This is a genomic window from Agromyces zhanjiangensis, assembly GCF_040496055.1.
In the GTDB taxonomy this organism is placed as follows: domain Bacteria; phylum Actinomycetota; class Actinomycetes; order Actinomycetales; family Microbacteriaceae; genus Agromyces; species Agromyces zhanjiangensis.
The window spans coordinates 82,200-104,416 of the sequence record NZ_JBEPKB010000010.1; the positions used below are offsets into that span (position 1 = coordinate 82,200).

Annotated in this window: 20 protein-coding genes and 1 tRNA gene; 10 read left to right on the forward strand and 11 right to left on the reverse strand. The window is 71.8% G+C overall.

The annotated features are described in order from the left end of the window. The first annotated feature begins 59 nt into the window (after nucleotides 1-59). From ABME02_RS16480 to pstB, 4 genes are all read left to right on the forward strand, one after another. A complete protein-coding gene (locus ABME02_RS16480; RefSeq protein ID WP_436408289.1) occupies nucleotides 60-1,154 on the forward strand; it encodes a phosphate ABC transporter substrate-binding protein PstS in 1,095 nt (364 codons plus the stop codon). A gap of 85 nt (nucleotides 1,155-1,239) precedes the next feature. Further along, nucleotides 1,240-2,178, forward strand: a complete 939-nt coding sequence (gene pstC, locus ABME02_RS16485) for a phosphate ABC transporter permease subunit PstC (RefSeq protein ID WP_353816428.1) — start codon at nucleotides 1,240-1,242, stop codon at nucleotides 2,176-2,178. Continuing rightward, complete coding sequence (gene pstA / locus ABME02_RS16490) at nucleotides 2,178-3,278, forward strand: phosphate ABC transporter permease PstA (RefSeq protein ID WP_353816429.1); 1,101 nt, start codon at nucleotides 2,178-2,180, stop codon at nucleotides 3,276-3,278. Before pstC ends, pstA begins: the two co-directional genes overlap by 1 nt. An 18-nt stretch (nucleotides 3,279-3,296) precedes the next feature. Further along, a complete protein-coding gene (gene pstB / locus ABME02_RS16495; RefSeq protein WP_353816430.1) occupies nucleotides 3,297-4,076 on the forward strand; it encodes a phosphate ABC transporter ATP-binding protein PstB in 780 nt (259 codons plus the stop codon). 98 nt (nucleotides 4,077-4,174) lie between these two features. On the opposite strand, the gene ABME02_RS16500 is transcribed toward pstB, so the two are convergent. Both ABME02_RS16500 and ABME02_RS16505 read right to left on the reverse strand, forming a co-directional pair. Next, nucleotides 4,175-5,062 carry an aminodeoxychorismate lyase gene (locus tag ABME02_RS16500; RefSeq protein WP_353816431.1) on the reverse strand — a complete coding sequence of 296 codons (888 nt, stop codon included), beginning with the start codon at nucleotides 5,060-5,062 and terminating at the stop codon, nucleotides 4,175-4,177. 226 nt (nucleotides 5,063-5,288) lie between these two features. Further along, nucleotides 5,289-5,927: a DNA-directed RNA polymerase subunit beta gene (locus ABME02_RS16505; protein ID WP_353816432.1), complete on the reverse strand. Its 639-nt coding sequence runs from the start codon at nucleotides 5,925-5,927 to the stop codon at nucleotides 5,289-5,291. Nucleotides 5,928-6,506: 579 nt separating this feature from the next. Between ABME02_RS16505 and ABME02_RS16510 the strand changes: the two genes are divergently transcribed. Together ABME02_RS16510 and ABME02_RS16515 are read left to right on the forward strand one after the other, a co-directional pair. Continuing rightward, nucleotides 6,507-6,578: transfer RNA gene (locus ABME02_RS16510), tRNA-Lys, on the forward strand. Nucleotides 6,579-6,831: 253 nt separating this feature from the next. Further along, entirely contained in the window at nucleotides 6,832-7,719 is an 888-nt protein-coding gene (locus ABME02_RS16515; RefSeq protein WP_353816433.1) for an LURP-one-related family protein, read from the forward strand. Nucleotides 7,720-7,723: 4 nt separating this feature from the next. Here the strand turns inward: ABME02_RS16515 and ABME02_RS16520 are convergent, their stop codons facing one another. From ABME02_RS16520 to ABME02_RS16550, 7 genes are all read right to left on the reverse strand, one after another. Continuing rightward, a complete protein-coding gene (locus tag ABME02_RS16520; RefSeq protein ID WP_353816434.1) occupies nucleotides 7,724-9,004 on the reverse strand; it encodes a hypothetical protein in 1,281 nt (426 codons plus the stop codon). 194 nt (nucleotides 9,005-9,198) lie between these two features. Beyond that, on the reverse strand, nucleotides 9,199-10,653 hold the full coding sequence (locus ABME02_RS16525) for a phytoene desaturase family protein (protein WP_353816435.1): 1,455 nt from the start codon (nucleotides 10,651-10,653) through the stop codon (nucleotides 9,199-9,201). A 276-nt stretch (nucleotides 10,654-10,929) separates the two neighbouring features. Beyond that, nucleotides 10,930-11,979 (reverse strand): LLM class F420-dependent oxidoreductase, encoded by a 1,050-nt coding sequence (locus tag ABME02_RS16530; protein ID WP_353816436.1) that lies wholly within the window; start codon nucleotides 11,977-11,979, stop codon nucleotides 10,930-10,932. Between the two features lie 68 nt (nucleotides 11,980-12,047). Beyond that, a complete protein-coding gene (locus tag ABME02_RS16535) occupies nucleotides 12,048-12,896 on the reverse strand; it encodes an anti-sigma factor (protein WP_353816437.1) in 849 nt (282 codons plus the stop codon). Further along, complete coding sequence (gene sigK / locus ABME02_RS16540) at nucleotides 12,893-13,483, reverse strand: ECF RNA polymerase sigma factor SigK (protein WP_436408293.1); 591 nt, start codon at nucleotides 13,481-13,483, stop codon at nucleotides 12,893-12,895. The genes ABME02_RS16535 and sigK overlap by 4 nt, the downstream gene beginning before the upstream one ends. A 164-nt stretch (nucleotides 13,484-13,647) precedes the next feature. Then, nucleotides 13,648-15,009: an alpha/beta fold hydrolase gene (locus ABME02_RS16545; RefSeq protein WP_353816439.1), complete on the reverse strand. Its 1,362-nt coding sequence runs from the start codon at nucleotides 15,007-15,009 to the stop codon at nucleotides 13,648-13,650. 117 nt (nucleotides 15,010-15,126) lie between these two features. Beyond that, complete coding sequence (locus ABME02_RS16550) at nucleotides 15,127-15,813, reverse strand: DedA family protein (RefSeq protein ID WP_353816440.1); 687 nt, start codon at nucleotides 15,811-15,813, stop codon at nucleotides 15,127-15,129. Nucleotides 15,814-15,979: 166 nt separating this feature from the next. On the opposite strand from ABME02_RS16550, the gene ABME02_RS16555 reads away from it, so the two are divergent. Continuing rightward, nucleotides 15,980-16,645, forward strand: coding sequence for a fasciclin domain-containing protein (locus ABME02_RS16555; protein WP_353816441.1), 666 nt, complete (start codon nucleotides 15,980-15,982; stop codon nucleotides 16,643-16,645). Nucleotides 16,646-16,814: 169 nt separating this feature from the next. Next, entirely contained in the window at nucleotides 16,815-17,993 is a 1,179-nt protein-coding gene (locus ABME02_RS16560; RefSeq protein ID WP_353816442.1) for a MarP family serine protease, read from the forward strand. Between the two features lie 48 nt (nucleotides 17,994-18,041). On the opposite strand, the gene ABME02_RS16565 is transcribed toward ABME02_RS16560, so the two are convergent. Both ABME02_RS16565 and ABME02_RS16570 read right to left on the reverse strand, forming a co-directional pair. Continuing rightward, nucleotides 18,042-18,968 (reverse strand): aldose 1-epimerase family protein, encoded by a 927-nt coding sequence (locus ABME02_RS16565; RefSeq protein ID WP_353816443.1) that lies wholly within the window; start codon nucleotides 18,966-18,968, stop codon nucleotides 18,042-18,044. Between the two features lie 10 nt (nucleotides 18,969-18,978). After that, a complete protein-coding gene (locus ABME02_RS16570; protein WP_353816444.1) occupies nucleotides 18,979-19,794 on the reverse strand; it encodes a DeoR/GlpR family DNA-binding transcription regulator in 816 nt (271 codons plus the stop codon). An 84-nt stretch (nucleotides 19,795-19,878) separates the two neighbouring features. Here ABME02_RS16570 and galT point away from each other — a divergent pair, with 84 nt between their 5' ends. Together galT and galK are read left to right on the forward strand one after the other, a co-directional pair. Beyond that, on the forward strand, nucleotides 19,879-21,042 hold the full coding sequence (galT, locus tag ABME02_RS16575) for a galactose-1-phosphate uridylyltransferase (RefSeq protein WP_353816445.1): 1,164 nt from the start codon (nucleotides 19,879-19,881) through the stop codon (nucleotides 21,040-21,042). Next, nucleotides 21,039-22,199: a galactokinase gene (gene galK / locus ABME02_RS16580; RefSeq protein ID WP_353816446.1), complete on the forward strand. Its 1,161-nt coding sequence runs from the start codon at nucleotides 21,039-21,041 to the stop codon at nucleotides 22,197-22,199. The genes galT and galK overlap by 4 nt, the downstream gene beginning before the upstream one ends. Nucleotides 22,200-22,217: the final 18 nt, after the last annotated feature.

Below are 22,217 nucleotides of genomic sequence, written 5' to 3' on the forward strand. Positions count from 1 at the left end.
GCAGGCGGGTCGGCACCCGGCCCCACCACCTGCAATCCAAACCCCCGGAAGGGAATCACGTGAACCTCAAGCGTTTCGGCGCGCCTGCCGTCATCGCCATGACGGCGGCCCTCGCGCTCAGCTCCTGCGCCGCGAACGAGGGCGGCTCGGGCGAGCCCGCCGCCTCCGAGTCGACGCTCTCGGGCAACCTGGTCGGTGCCGGCGCCTCGTCGCAGGACTCGGCCCAGCAGGCGTGGATCGCCGGCTTCCAGACCGCGAACCCCGACGTGACCATCGACTACGACCCCTCGGGATCGGGCGCCGGTCGCGACACCTTCCTCTCGGGCGCCAGCGACTACGCGGGCTCCGACCGTGCGTTCAACGACGAGGAGATCGCCGCGGGCGGCTTCGAGAAGTGCGCGCCCGACACGAGCGTCGTCGAGCTCCCGCTCTACATCTCGCCCATCGCCGTGATCTTCAACCTCGAGGGCGTGGACAGCCTCAACCTCGACGCGGCCACCCTCGCGGGCATCTTCGCCGGCGACATCACGAAGTGGAACGACGAGGCGATCGCCGCCACGAACGAGGGCGTCGAGCTCCCCGACCTCGCGATCACCCCGGTCCACCGCTCGGACGACTCGGGCACCACCGAGAACTTCACCGACTACCTCGGTGCGGCTGCGCCCGACGTGTGGACCTACGAGGCCGACGGCGTGTGGCCGTTCGAAGGCGGCGAGGGCGCCCAGGGCACCTCGGGTGTCGTCGACGCCGTGACCAACGGCACCGGCACCATCGGGTACGCCGACGCCTCGCGCGCCGGTGACCTCGGCACCGTGGCGATCGGCGTCGGCGGCGAGTTCGTCGAGTACTCGCCCGAGGCCGCGGCCGCCATCGTCGACGCGTCGCCGTTCGTCGAGGGCCGTGACGAGCACGACCTCGCGATCGAGCTCGACCGCACCTCGGAGGAGGCCGGCGTCTACCCGATCGTCCTCGTCAGCTACATCATCGCCTGCCAGGAGTACGCCGAGCCCGAGAACGTCGAGCTCGTCACGTCGTACCTCTCCTACATGGCCAGCGCCGAGGGCCAGGACGTCGCGGCCGAGGCCGCCGGCTCCGCCCCGATCTCCGACTCGCTCCGCGAGAAGGTCACCGCGGCGATCGACTCGATCCAGTAGGTGGTTCGTGCCCGGCCCCGGTAGCGTCAGCACCCGGGGCCGGGCACGGCCATGTCCCACGCACCACTGACCGGAGGATCCCCAGATGACCACCGCAGCCGCGCCGATCCGGGCGAAGCAGCGCCCAGGCGACCGCGTCTTCTCAAAGTCGGCGGTCTTCGCCGGCTCGATGATCCTCGTCACGCTCGCCGCGGTCGCGACGTTCCTCATCGTCCAGAGCATCCCGGCGCTCTTCGCCGACGGCGAGGACGCCTCGATCCTCGACACGAACTTCTGGGCCTACGTCGGCCCCCTCGTCTTCGGCACGATCTGGGCGGCGGCGCTCGCGCTGCTCATCGCCCTGCCGATCTCGATCGGCATCGCGCTCTTCATCTCGCACTACGCCCCGCGTCGGCTCGCCTCGGTGCTGGGCTACGTCGTCGATCTGCTGGCCGCCGTCCCGTCGGTCGTCTTCGGCCTGTGGGGCATCGGCGTGCTGGCCCCCGCCGTCCAGCCGCTCTACTCCTGGCTCGTGGACAACCTCGGCTGGTTCCCGCTCTTCGCCGGCCCGGTCTCCGGCACCGGCCGCACGATCCTCACCGCGGCCCTCGTGCTCGCCGTCATGATCATCCCGATCATCACCGCGATCTCGCGCGAGGTCTTCCTGCAGACGCCGGTCCTCCACGAGGAGGCCGCGCTCGCACTCGGCGCGACGCGGTGGGAGATGATCCGCACCGCGGTCCTGCCGTTCGGCCGCCCCGGCATCATCTCGGCCGCCGTGCTCGGCCTCGGTCGCGCCCTGGGCGAGACGATGGCCGTGGCCATGGTGCTCTCGGCGACGGGCGCGGTCACGTTCCAGCTGCTCACGTCGGTCAACCCGTCGACGATCGCCGCGAACATCGCCCTGAGCTTCCCCGAGGCGTACGGCATCAACGTCAACGTCCTCATCGCGACGGGCCTCATCCTCTTCATCGTCACCTTCGCGGTGAACGCGATCGCTCGCTGGATCGTCGCTCGCCGTGCCGAGTTCTCGGGAGCGAACTGATGACCACGACGATCACCCCTCCCGAGACGCGCGGCCCGGCCGCGGCGCCGGTCAGCAACTCGCTGACCGCCGGCAAGCTCCCCAACGGCGCATCGTGGATGGTGCTGGGCGGCAGCCTCCTGGTGTCGGCCGGCCTGTTCGGTGTCATCGCGTTCAGCGGCGCCGAGTTCAACTGGGTCGGCATGTTCGTGGTCGCGGCGCTCTTCTACGTCGTGACGATCACGCTGCTCTCGCGGATCGTCGAGGGCTCCCGGCGCGCGACCGACCGCTTCGTGACCGCGCTGGTCACCGGCGCGTTCCTCCTCGCGATGATCCCGCTGATCTCGCTCTCGATCACGGTCGTGACGTTCGGGCTCAACCGCTTCGATGTCGAGTTCTTCTCGTACTCGATGCGCAACGTCACCGGCGAGGGCGGCGGCGCCCTCCACGCCATCGTCGGAACGGTGCTCATGACCGGCACCGCGGCGCTGATCTCGATCCCGATCGGCCTGATGACCTCGATCTACCTCGTCGAGTACGGCCGCGGTCGCCTCGCCCGGGGCATCACCTTCCTCGTCGACGTCATGACCGGCATCCCGTCGATCGTCGCGGGCCTCTTCGCCTACGCGCTCTTCGCGATCTTCTGGGGCCCCGGCACGCGCACCGGCATCGCCGGTGCCGTCGCCCTCGCGGTGCTGATGATCCCGGTCGTCGTGCGCTCCAGCGAGGAGATGCTGCGGCTCGTGCCGGTCGAGCTCCGCGAGGCCTCGTACGCCCTCGGCGTGCCGAAGTGGCTGACGATCGTGAAGGTCGTGCTGCCCACCTCCATCGCCGGCATCACGACCGGCATCATGCTCGCGATCGCCCGCGTCATCGGCGAGACCGCGCCGCTCCTCATCGCGGCCGGCTTCACGAACAGCATGAACTACGACATGACCGAGGGGCGCATGCAGTCGCTCCCGGTGTTCGTCTACACCCAGTACGCCAACCAGGGGAACCCGCCCGAGGCGTACCTCGACCGCGCGTGGGCGGCCGCCCTCACGCTCATCCTCATCGTCATGGTGCTGAACCTCGTCGCCCGACTCGTCGCGCGGTTCTTCGCCCCCAAGTACGGTCGCTGACCCCAGATAGGAACCACAGTGTCCAAGCGCATCGAAGTCCGAGACCTGAACGTCTACTACAGCAAGTTCCTCGCGGTCGAGGGGGTCTCCCTCGAGATCGAGCCGCGGAGCGTGACGGCGTTCATCGGCCCGTCGGGCTGCGGCAAGTCGACCTTCCTCCGCACCCTCAACCGCATGCACGAGGTCATCCCCGGCGCCCGCGTCGAGGGCGAGGTGCTGATCGACGGCAACAACCTCTACGACCCCGAGGTCGACCCGGTGCTCGTGCGCCGCCAGGTCGGCATGGTCTTCCAGCGGCCCAACCCGTTCCCGACGATGTCGATCAAGGAGAACGTGCTCGCGGGCGTGAAGCTCAACAACAAGCGCATCTCGAAGTCCGACGCCGACGACCTCGTCGAGAAGTCGCTGCAGGGGGCCAACCTCTGGAACGAGGTCAAGGACCGCCTCGACCGCCCGGGCTCGGGCCTCTCGGGCGGCCAGCAGCAGCGCCTCTGCATCGCCCGCGCGATCGCGGTCTCGCCCGAGGTCATCCTCATGGACGAGCCGTGCTCGGCACTCGACCCGATCTCGACGCTCGCGATCGAGGACCTGATCGAGGAGCTCAAGCAGGACTACACGATCGTGATCGTGACCCACAACATGCAGCAGGCCTCGCGCGTCTCCGACAAGACCGCGTTCTTCAACATCGCCGGCACCGGCAAGCCCGGCAAGCTCATCGAGTACGACGAGACCACGACGATCTTCTCGAACCCGTCCGAGAAGGCGACGGAGGACTACGTCTCCGGCCGCTTCGGCTGATCCTCGGTCGATCCTCGCACCGGCGCATCACGGCCCGGTCCCCGCTCGGGGGCCGGGCCGTCGCTGTCGGCCGAGGGGGGCGTCGCCGGTGCCGCTGCTCAGTCGCGCGGGCTCAGGAGGTACGCGTTCAGCGCGGCGGTCTCGTCGGCGTCGACGGCCACGGGAGACCCATCGAGCTCGACGATCGGCGCGGCCATGCGCACGCTCGACACGAGCCACGCGGCATCCGCCCGCCTGAGGTCGTCGAGCTCGAGGTCGCGGTAGGCGACGCGGCGCCCCTGCGTCTCGAGGTGCGCGAAGATGCTGCGCTGGGTCGTGCCGTGCAGGATGCCGGCCGCGGGCGGCGGAGTGACGAACTCGTCGCCGATCCGCGCGATCACGCTCGACGTGGGGCCCTCGAGGACGAACCCGTCCGACGAGGTGAACAGCGCGTCGTCGGCGCCACGGCGCTTGGCCTCCCGGATCGCCGCCATGTTCGCCGCGTAGCTCAGCGTCTTCGCGCCGAGGAGCAGCCACGGAGCCCGTTCCCCCGCGCCGCGGGACACGCCCCGGTCGAGGCTGACGACGCGGATCCCGCGCTCCCGCGCCGCGCTGAAGTCCGCGCCCGGCGTCACGTGCACCCACCCCGTCGGCGTGGTGCCCGGATCGACGCCGCGGCTGAGCGCGATCTTCAGGGCGAACTCGCCCTCGGCCGGCACCCGCTCGGCGGCGCGGACGATGACGAGCCGCCACTGGTCGAGGTTCGGCTCGGGCAGCTCGGTGAGCCGGGCCGAGTTCGCCAGGCGGGCGAGGTGCGGTCCGATCTCCTGCACGTGGCCGTCGACGACGGCGAGCGTCTCGAAGACGCCGTCGCCGCGGTGCGGCGCGAGGTCGTTCACGGCGAGCGCGCCGGAGCCCGGCTCGATCTCGCGGAACGACGCCTCGAGGAACTCCGGTGACGCGTCGACGGGCATCGGGTCGACGAGGAACGAGACGGTGTCGGCCATGGCTCGATGCTACGCCGCGAGCCCGCGCCCCGCCTGTCGCCGACCATCGAGCCGCGCCGTCACCGGGCCGAGCCGTTGCCCGGGCATGAAGATGGCCGGCCGCAGAACGCCTCTCGGCGCGAGGCCGCTCGAAGCGGCGAATATTGGAGCCCGGGGTTACTGCGACCGGCCACGAACAGTCTAAACGAGGTCGGCGGCGGGTCTATTCCCGGCCGCCGGAGCCCGTTCAGTCGAGGCTGTCGTGCCGCCAGAGTCGCGCGCATGCGGCGAGCTCCTCGGCGAGCGAGGAGAGCCGCAGGGCGCGCTGCGTGAGGAGGCCGGGCCGCTCCGGGTGCGCCGCGTCCGCGGCATCCGCGTCGTCGGCGAGGCTCGCGAAGCCGGCCGACGCGACCCGGCAGAACGCCGTCGCCCGCTCGAGCGCCGCGGCGAAGTCGCCGGAGAACACGCCGCGCAGGATCGTGTCGGCAAGTTCGCGCACCTCGGCCGGGCCCGCCGGCGTCGGTGCGCCCGCGACGACCTGGTCGATCGTGTGCGAGACCTCGGTGCCGCGCTGGAACGCGAGGCTGACGCCCTGCGCGTCCTGTCGGATCATGGTGCGCAGCAAGTAGATCCGCCACAGCGCACCAGGCAGGCTCTTCGGCGACGCCTGAGACCACAGCTCGGCGATCGCGTCGATGCCGTGCTCGTCGGTGTACGTGACGAGCCGGGCGACGACCTCGGGGTCGGGGTCGTCGCGCACGCGCGAGAGCACGGCCGCCGCGGTGTCGTGCGCGACACGGCTCACGTACGCCGGGTCCTCTGCGCCCAGGTATCCCTCGAACATGCGCGGCGGGAAGCGCGTGGGACGGTGGAAGTCTGCGGTCATCGCGGACACGATACCCCCGCCCGCCGAGAATCGCCCGGGGTCGGGCCGCGTTCCGCGGCGGGCGGAATCCGGGTTGACTGGATCAGTCGGGTTCTCTCGACGAATCCTGAGGTCGCGGGGATTTCTCGAAGAGGAGATCGCGCCAGGTGCCTCCCTGCCGGAGATAGGTGATTTTCGCATGACAGTTGCGGCAGCGGACGTCGCACTTCGCGATCTCGGCACGAATCCGCTCCAGAGCATGCCCATCTTGAGCGAGGCGCATGACCTCGTTCCCCTTCGTCGACGCATCCCGATGGTCGAAATCGAGCACGCGGACGTCTGACTCTCCGCAATCGACGCACGGATGCGCGAGGAGATACGCACCGACGACCTCGATCCCCCGACGACGGCGCTCGCCCTTCGCAGCGACGATGCGTCGTACGTGAGACTCACGATTCCGGGCGTAGTAGGCGCGGGCCGACGCTCGGTTGCACTCCCGGCACGTCGGTTGGAGGCCGTCTCGCGACTGCGTTCGACGGTTGAATTCAGTGAGTGGCCTAGACTGCTTGCAGCTGGCGCATCGCTTCATTGCGTCACTTCGCCCCCGTAGCTCAGAGGCAGAGCAGCTGACTTTTAATCAGCGGGTCGGGATGTCGGAATTCCCCGGGGGCACCGGAAGAAGGACTCCTCTCCACGGCTTCTCCTTCAGTCGCACGGGTGTCGTGAGCTCGAAGGTACGACAGCCCACCGTCATCGGAGCCCCCTCGTGGAGCGCGATGCTCCCCTTCAAGCGCACATCACAGCGCGAGCCGCGGCGTCCCCAGCCCGAACTCGTGTCCAGGCGCTCGCGGCCGCGTGCCAGCCCGCTCAGTGTTCGACGGATGTTCGTCGCACCACGTGAACACGCCGCTGTTAGCCTCCATCCATGAGCGACCAAGCACCCGCCGGGTGGTTTCCCGATCCCTTCGGCCGGCACGAGCACCGCTACTGGGACGGCGCGAACTGGACGGAGCACGTCGGGTCGCAGGGGCGCCAGCACGTCGATGCACCGGTCGTTGCGCCGCCCGCTCCGACGGTGACGCAAACGGCGCGAGTCGCCCCGGTTCAGGTCGCCTCGCGGCCTCCGGTTGCCACGAAGAAGGTGCGGCGACAACTGCAGAAGCTCGGCGTTGGTGACCCGGCTCGCAGCGGCGGCGGAACGCTGTTCACCGAGCACGTGCTCGTGGTGAATCAGAAGGCAAAGCTCTTCGAGAGGAAGGCCGAGTATCAGGTCTTCAACCAGCACGGCCACAAGGTGGGCGGCGTTCGCGAGTACGGGTCGAGCATGTCGCGGATGGTGGTCGGACGCGAGAACTCCACGAAGCGCCTGCAGATCGTCGACGCGGACGGCCGCCCGGTTCTGACGCTCACTCGGCCGGCGACGGTGCTGAAGTCGAAGGTCGTTGTCATGCGTGAGGATGGCAGTCACGTGGGCCAGATCGCGCAGGAGAACTTCGGCGTGATGGCCCCGGTGCTCGGCGGGAGATTCAACGTCCGATTCCGAATGGAGTCGGACGGCGAGATGTTGGGCACGATCAACGCCGAGGACTGGCGTGCATGGGACTTCAGCATCCAGGATCCGGCGGGAGCCGAGGTCGCCCGTATTACGAAGACCTGGGCAGGATTCGGCAAGGAGAACTTCACCAAGGCAGACAACTACGTCCTCGAGATACATCGGGGCATGGAGGACCCGCTGCTGTCCTTGGTGGTTTCGGCTGCGCTGGTGGTCGACACGGTGCTCAAGCAGGGCGCCGACAACAAGCGCAATCGCTGAGCAGCTACGAGGCGCTGTCGCGCTCCGACCCATCGGTTGCGGGCGGGGCGTCGTAGCGGCGGTTCGGCAGACGCGCTGCGACCACTGCTGAAAGCTTCCCGGCGCTGGACTTCGCGCCCTCGAACGTACTCGCACCGAACTGGGCGACAGCCTCGGCAGCCTTGCCGCCGGTCTCGATCGTCGTGTCCTTGGCCTCGCCGACTGCCTCGCGCCATCGCTTGGCTCTGATCGGTTCGCGCGCGGCCTCAATGCCGAGCCGTTCGCGGAAGACGATCACGTCCGCCGCGACTTCATTGCCGGACCGCACCACCGTGCCGGACTTGAGCGGATGGAACAGTACCTGCCGGTTGGCGCTCAGCGCGGCAGCATCCATCCTTCCAAGAAGTCGACCAGTGCTCTTCGAGATCAGGTCCCGGCGTTTCGCGCGGGCTGCCCGGACGGCAGCGCGATGAAGATCGACGTCATCGGGACTGGTGTCCAGTACACGGTCCAGTTCAAGCACGGCAAGACCGTCCTGGAGCTGGAAACAGCGCGCAAGGACCGCAAGCCATTCCTCGACGGTGGCTTCGGCACTGCCCGCCAGCTTGGCGAGATCGCCGATCTTGGACTTCTTCTCGATCTTCTCGGCCAAAGCGTCGAGTTGACGGAGCGCATAGGCCTGGGTCGTGGCGATGGTTTGGGCAGCACCGTGCAGGCTGGACCAGGTCACATCGGAAACGCGGCCCACGTGCTCCCGCTTGAGCATGGCGTCGTCGACCACCATGCCCACGCCGATCATCTCTGCGATGGCTGCGTCCTTCTGGGTCCGGAGGACGTCGTCGACCTTCTCGTCGATGACGGCGAGATACTCGGTGATCTCCTCCATCGTCTGTTGCATGGCCAGTTGGGCCATGATGCCTGCAGCGCCGGCGAGCATGGCCGGATTGGTGAGCATCGAGCCGACCGAACCGGGCTTCGTGAACTCAAGGATCTTCGTCACCTTGCCTTTGCTGGTCGTCGCGATGGCGCGGCTGACCCCGTCCGACGAGCCCTTCATGAGGTGGCCGACCTTCATGGCCTTTGCGGACTCCTCAGTGAGCCGTACCCAGCGACCCGAGTTCGCAGCAACCTGAGACCCCGCTTGAGCGACGCTGGATCCGGCGCTGAGCGCGCCTCCAAGCCTCTGATGAAGCTGGAGATCCTTCGACCGCACTCCGGCAGACGAGAGGAACCGATCGACCGCTCCGGGTTCCCCGATCACAGCGAGCCCGTCTCCGTCACTGAAGAGCTCGATCTCGTCGCTCACATCGCCCCCAACCATTGCACGGCTCGATCCGAGCCCAACTGCGCTCTCACCGTATCCGACGCGTCAACAGCACGACGCGGGCGCGGGTGGTCGGGTTCGACTTCCTCGGCAGGGAGTCGAACCCGACCGTCTCAGGGCAGCCTTGGCCGCGAAGAGGCGCCGGCAGCACGATCATGCGTCGCAACGCCGAGCCGTCACGGCGCGAGCCGCGGCATCCCCAGCCCGAACTCGTGCCGCAGTGCGCTCGCGGCCGCGTGCCAGCCGGCGAGGCCGTGAACGCCCGGACCGGGCGGCGTGGAGGCCGATGCGAGGTAGACGCCCGCGAGCGGCGTGCGCCACGGGTCGGGCGAGAGCACGGGGCGCCGCACGAGCTGGGCGAGCGATGGGGCGCCCGAGGCGATGTCGCCCCCGATGTAGTTGGCGTTCTCGGCCTGCATCTGCGCGGCCGAGCGCGAGGACGTCGCGAGCACGAGGTCGCGGAAGCCCGGCGCGAAGCGCTCGACCTGCCGGGTGACCGCCTCGGTCGGGTCGAGCGTCGACCCGGCGGGGACGTGCGTGTACGTCCAGAGCACGTGCCGACCGGCGGGCGCGCGCGAGTCGTCGAGCATCGACGGCTGCGACACCAGCACGTACGGTGACGACGGATGCCGCCCGCGCGCCACCTCGCGCTCCCCCGCGGCGATCTCGTCCCGCGTGCCCCCGAGGTGCAGCGTGCCGGCCCGGGCGAGGTCCGGGTTCGCCCAGGGCACGGGCCCGGCGAGCGCGAAGTCGACCTTCGCGGCCGCGTTGCCGTACCGGAATCCGCGAAGCGCGCGGCGGTACCGCGTCGGAAGCCGGTCGCCGGCGAGGCGCGCGAGCGCGCGCGGGGTGACGTCGAGCAGGACGGCACGGGCATGCGGCAGCGCGGCGAGGTCGTCCACCGCGGCATCCGTCACCACCTCGCCGCCGTGGGCCAGCAGGTCGTCGACGAGCGCGGCGACGATCGCGCCGCTGCCTCCGACCGGGATGGGCCACCCGCGCGCGTGCGCGTGCATCGTGAGCACGAGCTCCGTGCCCGCCGTCCCGAGGCTCGGCAGCGGGCGGATGGCGTGCGCCGCGACGCCGGTGAGCATCGCGCGCGCCAGGTCGCCACGGAATCGAAGGTTCCACGCGGGCGTGCCCTGTTCGAGCGCCCGCACCCCGAAGCGCGCGGCGACGAGCGGATGCCTCGGCAGGCGCAGCAGCGTCGAGCCCGTGAACTCCGTCACGGCCCCCTCATGCGCGACGAGTGGTGCGATGAGGCGGCGGTAGGCGCGCCCGTCGCGACCGAGGCCGTCGACGGTGCGCTCGAGGTCGTGCCACGCGAGCCCGGCGCGCCCGCCGTCGAGCGGGTGCCCGAAGGAGAGTTCGGGCACCCGGAGCTCGATGCGCCGGTCGAGGCCGAAGGCACGGAAGAACGGCGAGGCGAGCGCCATGGGGTGGACGGCGGAGCAGACGTCGTGGCGGAAGCCCGGGAGCGTGAGCTCGGCCGTGCGGGCGCCGCCGCCGGGTTCGACCGCGGCCTCGAACACACGAACCGACAGCCCGGCCCGCGCGAGGGTCACGGCAGCCGCGAGCCCGTTCGGGCCCGATCCCACCACGACCGCGTCGACGGCATCGCTCCGGGCCATCCGACCTCCCCGTTCGCGGGCGGGCGTGCTCCCGCGGTCGGCACCATGATGCCACGCGATCGGCGCATCGACGCCGGCGGCGGACCGGGGCACCGCCGTGGGGGCTCGGAGACGTGCTGGGCCCCGATGCCCCGACGCGGCGGCTCCTCCCCAGGTGTCCCCTTCCGCACTGCCACGTGCGGTGGACCGAGCGTACGTCCCGCCTCCGCCTCGGGGAACACCCTCGAAGTGGGGACACCCGCCCACTCGACCCGCGGATCGGCGGCTGGTCGCGCGTCAGCCGACGATGCGGCGCAGCCCCGCCATGAGCGCGAGGCGCTCGTCGCCGTTCCGTCCGAGGGGGGTCACGTTCAGCGTCGTGACGCCGGCGCGCGCGAAGGCGGCGACGCGCTGGGCGACCTCGGCGGGCGAGCCGATCAGCGAGATCGCGCGGACGAGCTCGTCGGGCACCGCGGCGATCGCCTCCTCGCGATGGCCGTCGAGGTAGAGGTCCTGGATCCGCTCGGCCTCGGCGGCGAAGCCGTAGCTCGCGATGAGGTCGTTGTAGAAGTTCTTGCCGCGAGCGCCCATCCCGCCGATGTACAGGCCGAGGTTCGGCCGCACCGCCGCGATCGCGGCCTCGATCAGCTCGGGTCGGTCGGTGATGGCGAGGGCCGGGCTCGCGAAGACGTCAAGCGGACCGAGCTCGGAAGACCGGCGCGCGCGACCCGCCTCGAGCGATGCGCCCCACACGTCGGCGGCGCGCTCGGGGTGGAAGAACATCGGCAGCCAGCCCTCGGCGATCTCCGCCGTCTGCTCGACCGACTTCGGGCCGAGCGAGGCGATCGTGATCGGGATCCGCTCGCGCACCGGCTCGTTGATGAGCTTCAGCGGCTTGCCGAGGCCGGTGCCCCGACCCGCCGGGAGCGGGATCGTGTAGTTCTTCCCCTCGTGGACGACGCGCTCGCGACGCCACACCATCCGGCACACGTCGACGATCTCGCGCATCCGGCCGAGCGGGGCGTCGTACGGCACGCCGTGGAAGCCCTCGATGACCTGCGGCCCCGAGGCGCCGATGCCGAGCTCGAAGCGGCCCTCCGAGACGTAGTCGAGGCCGGCCGCGGTCATCGCGGTGAGCGACGGCGTGCGCGTGTAGAGCTGCAGGATGCCGCTCATGAGCGTCATCCGCGACGTGCGCGCTGCGAGGAACCCGAGCTGGCTCACCGCGTCGAACGAGTACACCTCGGGGACGACGACGAGGTCGACCCCGGCGCGCTCGAGCTCGGCGACCTCGGCGGCGGCCTCGCGGAAGCCGCCTGCGTAGCTCAGGAACATGCCGATGCGCATGCGTCACTCCTCGTCGTCGGGGGTGGTGGTCGGGGGCGCGCGGCCCCCTCAGACCCTAGCCGACCGGTTCAGGTCTCGACGACGACGATGGGGTCGGTCGTCGGCGCCTCGGAGCCGCCGGCCGGTTCGACCGTCACGCCGACGACGACGCCCGGCGTGAACTCGCCATCGAGCACGACGTACGCATCGCCGTCGTCGGGGTCGAAGGTGCCGGCCGGCCGCGCGCCGGCCTCGTCGATGTACCAGAGCTCGTAGGTCGACTCCGCGCCGACGTCGGGCAGCGCGGACGCACGGACCGCCGAACGACCGAGCTCCGCGGACCACACGATCGTCAGCTCGCCGCCGTCGGCCGACGCGACCGTGACAGACTCGGCGTCGGGCGCCGCGGCGATCTCCTGGACCGAGCGCTGCGCGCCCCATCCGGTCGGCCCCGGCCAGTTCACGCCGACGACGGCGCCGGCGATGACGAGCACGGCCGCGGCGGCCGCGGCGACGATGGCGGCGGGGCGCTGGAACCAGCGACGTTGGGCGGCGCGCTCGACGGGCCCGGCGACGGATGCCTTCGGCCCACGCCGCTCGGCGGCGGAGTCGGCCGCGGAGGAGGCGGCTCCGGGCGCGGCGACGGCTTCCGCGGCCGACTCGCGCCGGGGCTCGGCGGGAACCTGCTCGACGTCGTCGAGCCGGTCGAAGATCGAGGCCTTGAGCGACGGCGGCGTTGCGACCTGCCCGGCGCCGTCGGCGAGCGCGGCGGCCGCCTCCCGGTGCGCGGCGAGCTCGGCCCGGAGCTCGGGCGATTCGGCGAGGCGGGCCTCGACGATCGCACGTTCCTCGTCGGTCACCGCGTCGAGCGCGTAGGCCGCGAGCAATGCGTCGAAGTCGTCGGGCTCCCGACGTGCCGGGGACTCGGAGTCGGTCATGTGCTCACCCCCATCACGCGGCGCAGGCGGATCATGCCGTCGCGCATCCTCGTCTTCACGGTGCCGAGCGGCACGTCGAGCCGCTCGGCGATCTCGGACTGCGTCAGCCCGCCGTAGTACGCGAGCGTGACGCATTCGCGCTGCAGGTCGCTGAGCTCGGCGAGCGCCTCGTGGGCGCGCTCGTGGTCGAGTCGCACCTCGACCGCCTCGGCGACGCTGTCGACCGGCACGTCGATGTCGCGCGCCCCGATGCGGGCATCGCGGTCGCGCGCGGACTGCGCCGAGCGCACCCGGTCGACGGCGCGGCGGTGGGCGAGGGTGAACATCCACGCGATCGCCGATCCTCGCGCGGCGTCGAACCGCGGCGCGGTCTGCCACACCTCGAGGAACACGTCCTGTGCGACCTCCTCGGCCTGGGCCGGGTCGACCACGACCCGGCGCACGAGGCCGAGGATGCGGCCTGCGGTGCGGTCGTACAGCGCTCCGAACGCCGCCCGGTCGCCGACGCCGGTGGCGACGAGCAGGTCGTCGAGGGGCGGGTCGGATGCCCCGTGCCCGTGCTCGCCGTGTTCCACGGGTCCCAGCATGACAGACCGCACCGGTCGATTCCGCGCCGCAGCGGGTGCGGCGCGGAGCGGGACCCGGCGCGGGGCCTGGACGAGGGTCATGCGGTGCTCCTGCGGTGCGGGACGGTCGCAGGTGGTTCGGCGCGGGCCGCCACGAGGATTGGCCGGGCCGAGCCCGGCCCGCGTCACCGCGGTCGGTCCGGGGGCGCCGGGGCGTCGTCGGGCCCGTCGACGCAGTACCAGAGCGGCCACCGGTCCGGCACGCCCTTCAGTTCGTGCTCCCCTGCCGGCTCGAAGGCGAACGGGAAGCCGAGCAGGAGCGAACGGACCGTGTCGCTCACCATGATGCGACCGGGGTCGGCGATCGCGCAGATCCGGGCCGCCGCGTGCACGGCGATCCCGACGAGGCCGTCGCCGCGCATGATCAGCTCGCCCGCGTGGATTCCGACGCGCAGCTCGAGGCCGAGCGCGGCGGCCGAGTCGAGCGCCTGCGTCGCGAAGTGCAGTGCGGAGGAGGGCAACGGGAAGGTCGCCACGATCCCGTCGCCCGTCGTGTTCGCCTCGGTGCCCGAGAACCGGGCGATCGAGCGCCGCAGCGCCTCGTCGTGCGCGGCGTGGATGCTGCGCCAGCGTTCGTCGCCGGTCTTCGCGAGCGCGGCCGTGGAGCCGACGATATCGGTGAAGACGGTCGAGAGCACGTCGCGTCGTCCTCCGCTGCGGCTGCCGGTGAGGAACTCCTCCATCTCGTCGACCAGCGCGGTGTCGGGGAGGATCGCCGGCAGCGCCGACGAGCGGTGCACGAGTTGGAGCCGGCCGGCCGGAAGCGCGTCCGCCAGCCACCGCATCGGCGCCTCGTCGAACGCCTCGAGCGCGGTGTCGTGGAGCACGAGGACCGGCGCGTGCACGTCGGCGAGGTACGGACGGATGTCGACGCGCCGGATGCCCTCGGCGAGCCGCCGCGCGGCGGTCGGCGTCGCCGACATGCTCTCGTAGCGCTCCCACCATGCGACCAGGCGCTCGGCGCCCTCCGCCTGCCAGAACTGGCGGACGACGTGCCCGCGACCCCATTCCGACGGCTCGAGGCCGGCCATGAGGCTCGCGATCCAGGCGGCGTCGAGCTCCCAGGGGAACCCGTCCTCGGCGTGTCCGACCGCGAGCACCTCGTAGGCGATGACCGACTCGACGCGGTCGGGATGGCGCGCGGCGGTGACGAGCGCCGTCGCGCCGCCGTCGAACCAGCCGATGACCGTCGCCCGGGTGCTTCCGGCGGCGTCGAGGATGGCGACGAGGTCGTCGGCGTGGTCCTCGACGGTCGCGTCGAGCCCGCCGCGATCGGAGAGCCCCGTGCCGCGCTTGTCGAACAGGATCACGCGCGCGCCGAGGCCCTGGAGCCGCTCGATGAACTCGAGGTGCTCGGGCAGTTCGCAGAACACGTCGACGTTGGAGATGAACGCGAACGCGAGCACGATGTCGCGGTCGCCCTCGCCGAACACCTTGTAGGCGAGGTCGACGCCGTTCCGGACGGCGTACCGCGTCGCCGGGATCACGATCCCGCTCCGCGACGACCTCGGGGGCTGCCCACGCGATCAGGGTAGTCCCGGCCGGCGCCTCGGGGAACGGATGCCGCGGGCGGCGCGCCGCGGGACGTGACGGGACGTCGCGGCTCAGATCCCGCCGCGGGTCTCCTGGCCGGCCGCCACCCGGCGCCGGTGCTCGCGATTGCGGACGATCCGCTTCCAGACGAACGCGCCGACGGCGATCACGACCGCCACGATCACGATCACCTGGAATCCGTCGGCCCAGGGCTCGACCACCGCCCAGTTCTCGCCGAGCACGTAGCCCGCGAGCACGAAGACCGTGTTCCAGATGAGGCTGCCGGTCGTCGTCAGCGCGAGGAACAGCGCGAGGTTCATGCGCGTGACGCCGGCCGGCACGGAGATGAGGCTGCGGAACAGCGGGATCATCCGGCCGAGGAACACCGCCTTCTTCCCGTGGCGCGTGAACCAGGCCTCGGTGCGGTCGACATCGGCGACGTCGACGAGCGGCACGGCCTTGATGATCGCCCGCGTGCGCTCGCGACCGAGGAGCGCGCCGACCGCGTACAGCGCGAGGGCGCCGACGACCGAGCCGAGCGTGGTCCAGAACAGCACCTCGACGAGTGAGAACGAGCCCTGGCTGGCCGTGAACCCCGCGAGCGGCAGGATGACCTCGCTCGGCAGCGGGGGGAACAGGTTCTCGAGCGCGATCGCGAGTCCGGCGCCTGGGGCGCCGAGCGTCTCCATGAGGTCGACGGCGAAGGCCGCGAGGCCGGTGAGTTCGGGTTCGGTGGCGGCGAGAAGGGTCGTCGTCATGGTGACGAGGGTACGAGACGGCGATGAACGGAACCTGATCGCGGCTCTCCGCCGCGGTACCGGCGCCGACACGCCCGGGTCGACGAACTCCAAACCGACGAGCCGGCTGCCCCGAACCCCATCCGACGGCCCCGAGGGCGGGCCGCACCACCCAAGGAGGAGACCGATGCGATCCACGCGCAGCACGCACCGCACCGCACTCGCGGCGTTCTCGATCGTGGCCGTCGCCGCGCTCGGCCTCGCCGGCTGCAGCGCCGGCACGACCGACGAGCCCGCGACCGACGACGAGACCTCGATGAGCGAGGAGCCCATGGAGACCGAGGAGACGATGGCCGACCCGGCCGCGAACCTGGTCGGCCCCGGATGCGCCGGGTACGCCGAGCAGGTGCCGGACGGCGCCGGCTCCGTCGAGGGCATGGCGATGGATCCCGTCGCCGTGGCGGCCTCGAACAACCCGCTGCTCACGACGCTCGTCGCGGCGGTCTCGGGCGGGATCAACCCCGACGTCGACCTCGTCGACACGCTGAACGGCGACGAGTTCACCGTCTTCGCGCCCGTCGACGACGCCTTCGCCGAGATCGACGCGGCCACGATCGAGACCCTGCAGGGCGACAGCGAACTGCTGACCTCGATCCTCACCTACCACGTGGTGCCCGGGCAGCTCGCGCCCGACGCGGTCGTCGGCACGCAGACCACCGTCCAGGGCGGCACCGTCGAGGTGACCGGCTCGGGCGACGAGCTCATGGTGAACGACGCGAACGTGATCTGCGGCGGCGTCATGACCGCGAACGCGACCGTGTACCTCATCGACTCGGTGCTCATGCCGCAGTAGTCGGACACCGCGGGCTCGGGCCCGCGACCGACGCCGGCCCCTCCAGCGACGCTGGAGGGGCCGCCCGCGTCACGCGCCCGCATCCCGCCCCCTCGCCGCCACGCGCACCCTCAGCGGCCTCCGAGGCGGATGCGACAGGCTGGTCGTCCGGCAGATCGGAGCGAACCCCATGGCCTGGAGCCTCGTCCTCGACATCCTGCTCGTGCTCGTCCTCATCGGCGCGCTCGTGCACGGATGGCGCGCCGGCCTGCTCCGGACCCTCGGCGGGCTGCTCGGCCTCATCGGCGGCGGCATCGCCGCCTACATCGCGATGCCGTGGGTCGTGTCGTTCGTCGCGGCGCCCGAATGGCGGGCGCCGATCGCGATCGCGGTCGCCGTGCTGCTCCTCGTCGCGGGCGCTTCGATCGGCGGCGCGATCGGGCGTGCGCTCGGCCGCGGCGCCGAGACCGTGAAGCTCGGCCCGGTCGACCGCGTGCTCGGCGCCATCGTGAACACGATGGTCACCGCGTTCGTCGTCGCGCTCGTCGCCTCCGGCGTCGGTTCGATGGGCGTGCCCGTGGTCTCCCCGGCGGTCGCCGGCTCATGGGTCGTCCGCGGGATCGACCAGGTCACGCCGCCGCCGGCGCGCACGGTCATGGCCGAGCTCCGCACGGCGGCGTTCGGAGAGGCGATCCCGTGGCTCACGGGGGTCCTCGACGGACCGACGGTCGCACCGGAGCTGCCGTCGGGCGGCGTCGACGATCCCGAGCTCCGCGCGGCGGCGGCATCCGTCGTCAGGGTCACCGGGCTCGCGTTCGAGTGCGGCGGGAACCTCACCGGGTCCGGCTTCGTCGTCGCGCCGGACCGGGTCGTGACGAACGCCCACGTCGTCGCGGGCGTCACCGAGCCGATCGTCGAGGCGCCCGGTCGTGGTCCCGTCGCCGGTCGGGTGGTCGCGTACGATCCCGACGCCGACCTGGCGGTCATCGCGGTCGACGGCCTGGACGTCGCCCCGCTCGAGATCGCCGACGCGCCGGGCGCCGAGACGGACGTCGCCGTGGCGGGGTACCCGTTCGGCGGACCGCTGGAGCTGCGGGCCGCGCGGGTCATGGCGACGGGTCCGATCACGATCTCGATCGACGGCGACACGACCTCGCGCGAGGTCGTGACGCTCGCCGCCGAGGTGGACCACGGCAACTCCGGCGGGCCGGTCCTGACCGGTGACGGCGAGGTGGGCGGCGTCGTGTTCGCGAAGTCGCAGACCGTCGACAACGTCGGCTTCGCCGTTCCCGTCGGCACCCTCGAGCCGCTCGCCGACGACGCGCCGTCGCTCAGCGAGCGGGTCGATTCGGGCAGCTGCGCGTTCTGACGCGGTCGCGACCGCGGTGCGGCAGCCGGCACGTGGCCGGCATCGCCGTCACTCCGCAGTGAAGCCGGCGAAGCGGATGCCCCAGCTGAGCTCCCACTGCTCGCCCGGGTCGAGCCAGCGGAGGCCCTTGCCCGAGTTGAACGCCTCGGCAGGTGCCGTCATCGGCTCGACCGCGATCGCACGGCTCTCGCCCGGGTAGTTCTCGGTCGTGAAGACCTGCACGTAGGCGAACTCGTCGTCGGCCCACACCGACACCGACCGGCCGTCGGGCGCGACGAGCGTGTGCTCGACCGTGCCGTCGACCGAGGCCACTTCGCCGAACGCGTCGTCGAGGTCGACGTCGCCGACGCGGCGCCCCTCTCGGAAGTCCCACTCGGTGCCGTCGACGGGGACCTCGCCGGTCGGGAGCAGCCGCTCGTCGACCTCGAGGTGGCTCGCGGCGTCGAGCCGGAGCACGAGGTCCTCCGTGGGCACGCCGCCGATCTTCACGAACGGATGGGTGCCGACCGCGACGGGGGCCGGCTCGCCGCCGACGTTCTCGAGGAAGTGCGTGACCTTGAGCCCGTCTGAGACGAGCTCGTAGCGCACCGCGGTGCGCACGAGGAACGGGTAGCCGAGCTGGGGGAAGATCGTCGCTGCGAGGGTCACCGAGTCGCGGTCCTGCTCGACCGGGACGTACTCGGCGTAGCGCAGCAGGCCGTGGATCGCGTTCCCCCTCGCCGGCTCGGTGATCGCGAGCTGGTACGTCCGCTCGCCGTGGCGCCAGACGCCGTCGCGGATGCGGTTCGGCCACGGGACGAGGACGATGCCGGAGCCCGACGGCGGTGTCTGGTCCTCGCCGTAGGGCGGGACCAGGTCGACGCCGTTGATCGTGAGGGTGCGGAGTCCGGCGGCGACGGCGGTGATGGTCGCGCGCACGTCGCCCGTGGAGGTGGTCGTCTCGAGCTCGAACTGATCGCCCGTGGGGAGATTCATGCACACCACCCTATGACCGCTCGGCGGCTCGGGCGACGAGCACGTCGAGTCCGGCGTCGCGCAGTTCGCCGATGAGGACGCCGGGGGCCGCGGCATCCGTCACGAGCGCGTCGAACGCGTCGACCGGGGCGATCCGGCCGAGGTGGACCTCGCCGAGCTTCGACGCGTCGGCCACGACGACGGAGCGCGCGGCGCGCCGGAGCATGAGGGACTTCACCGAGGCCTCGGGCAGGTTGGCGTTCGTGACGCCGAGCCTCGGGTCGACGCCGTTGCATCCGATGACCGCGAGGTCGACGTGGATCTCGTCGAGGACGGAGCCGGCGAGGGGGTGGACGAGCGAGTGCTGGCGGGGCCGGAGCGTGCCGCCCGTCACGACGACGGTGAACCGCGGGATCTCGGGCTCGAGCTCCAGGGCGATCGAGAGGCCGTTGGTGAAGATCGTGAGGTCCTCGAGGTCGTCGCGTGCCCGGAGCGCCCGGGCGACCTGGAGCGTCGTGGTGCCGACGTCGAGGATGACGCTCTGCCCGCTCCGCACGAGCGCCGCGGCCCGTTCGCCGATGAGCTGCTTGGGGACGACGGAGGCCGCGAGGGCCTCCTCGAAGCTCGGCTCCCGCTCCGGTCGGGGGTCGACGGCGCCCGCGCCGGAGGGCACGGCTCCGCCGTGGACGCGACGGACGAGGCCGGCGCGCTCGAGCGCGTCGAGGTCGGCGCGCGCGGTGACCGGGGTCACGCCGAACGACTCGCTGAGCTCCACGACGCGCACGAACCCGCGCTCGGTGACGAGGTCGGCGGTGAGCCTGCGGCGATGCGCGGCGTCTGGCTGCATGACGTCCAGTGTGCGTCGCGCCATCCTGACTTTGCAATACGAAACCCACTTGTTTCTGAAACGAAACTCGCGTACGGTGGCGCCGTGCACCAGACCGAACCCGGCCTCCTCGACCCGCGCATCGCCGTGCGCCGCTCGACGCTCGCCGACGGCCGCGAGCTGATCTACTTCGACGACGCCGACACCGCGCTCCCGCCCGAGCGTGCGATCGACGCGCGCACCCTCGATCCGCGGCCGGCGGTCGCCGAGATGCGCCAGGACCCGCTCACGGGCGAATGGGTCTCGATCGCCGCCGCACGCCAGAACCGCGTGTTCCTCCCCCCGGCCGATGCCGACCCCCTCGCACCCCAGACCGCGACGAACCCGTCCGAGATCCCGAGCACCTACGACGTCGCCGTGTTCGAGAACCGCTCCCCCTCGTTCGGGCCCGACCTGCCCGACTGGCCCGACTCGGCCGAGGGGGTGGCGGATGCCGCGGCATCCGCCCTCGCCGACGTGCGCACCGTCGGCATCGGCCGTCGGCTCCCCTCGCACGGGCGCTGCGAGGTCGTCTGCTTCAGCCCCGAGCACGAGGGCTCGTTCGGCACGCAGTCCGTCTCGCGCGCACGAACGGTCATCGAGGCCTGGGCGCACCGCACCGCGGCGCTCTCGGCGCTCCCCGGCGTGCAGCAGGTGTTCCCGTTCGAGAACCGCGGCCGCGAGATCGGCGTGACGCTCCCCCACCCGCACGGCCAGATCTACGCCTACCCGTACGTGACCCCGCGCACCGAGCGACTGCTCGCCGCGATCGACGCGTACGGGCCCACGCTCCAGGCCGACGTGCTCGACCGCGAGCGGTCGGGCGAGCGGGTGCTCCTCGCCGCCGAGCACTGGACCGCGTACGTGCCGTTCGCGGCCCGCTGGCCCATCGAGATCCACCTCGTGCCGAACCGGCACGTGCCCGACCTCGCCGAGACCACGGCCGAGGAGCGCGACGAGCTCTCGCGCGTGTACCTCCGCCTCCTCCGCGGCGTCGACCGCCTCTACGACACGCCGACACCGTACATCGCGGCCTGGCACCAGGCCCCGGTGCGCGAGCACCGCGACGACGTGCGGCTCACGATGCAGCTGACCAGCCCGCGCCGCGCCGCCGATCGCCTGAAGTACCTCGCCGGGTCCGAGGCCGCCATGGGGGCCTGGATCGGCGACGTGCCGCCCGAGGCGCAGGCCGCCGCGCTGCGCACCGCCATCGAAGGAGTGGACCTGTGACCGACGCCGTGGCCTCCGCCCAGCACCTCTTCGCCGAGCAGTACGGCCGTCGCCCCGCCGGCGTCTGGTCGGCGCCCGGCCGCGTCAACCTCATCGGCGAGCACACCGACTACAACGACGGGTTCGTCTTCCCCTTCGCGATCGACCGGCGCACCACGGTCGCGCTCGGCGACCGCGACGACCGGGTCGTGCGCGTCTCATCGACGTTCTCGCCCGAGACGATCGAGGTGCACCTCGACGACCTCACCCCCGACGCCGTGAGCGGCTGGGCCGCCTACCCGCTCGGCGTGGTGTGGGCGCTCGGCGAGTTCGGCGCCGACCTCGCCCACGTGCGCGGCGTCGACCTCTACATCGACTCCGACGTGCCGGTCGGGGCGGGCCTGTCGTCGTCGGCCGCGATCGAGAGCGCCGTCGCGCTCGCCCTCGACGAGCACTGGGGGCTCGGCTTCGACCGCCCGACGCTCGCGAAAATCGGCCGACTCGCCGAGAACCGGGTCGTCGGCGCGCCGACGGGCATCATGGACCAGTCCGCGTCGCTCCTCGGCGAGGCCGATGCCGGCGTGTTCCTCGACTGCCGCAGCCTCGACGCCGACGTGATCCCGCTCGGGTTCGCCGAGGCGGGCCTGTCGCTGCTCGTGATCGACACGCGGGTCAGCCACGCGCATGCGACCGGCGGGTACGCGGCGCGCCGGGCGTCCTGCGAGGCGGGGGCGGCCTCGCTCGGGGCGGAGTCGCTCCGCGACGTGCGCGTCGACGACCTCGACCGGGCACGGGAACTGCTCGACGACGAGACCTTCCGCCGCGTGCGGCACGTCGTCACCGAGAACCAGCGCGTGCTCGACACGGTCCGCACGCTCCGCGAACAGGGCCCCGGCGCGATCGGCCCGCTCCTCGACGCCTCGCACGTTTCCATGCGCGACGACTTCGAGATCTCGGTGCCCGAGCTCGACCTCGCGGTGGAGACCGCGCAGGCGAACGGCGCGATCGGCGCGCGCATGACGGGCGGCGGCTTCGGCGGCGCCGCCATCGCGCTCGTGATCGACGCCCTCGTGCCCGTCGTCGCGCGCAAGGTGGCCGAGGCGTTCGCGGAGCACGGCTACCGCGAGCCGGGCGTGTTCACGGTGCACGCCGCACAGGGCGCGCGGCGCGACGCCTGAGCCGGGCTCGGCGAGGCG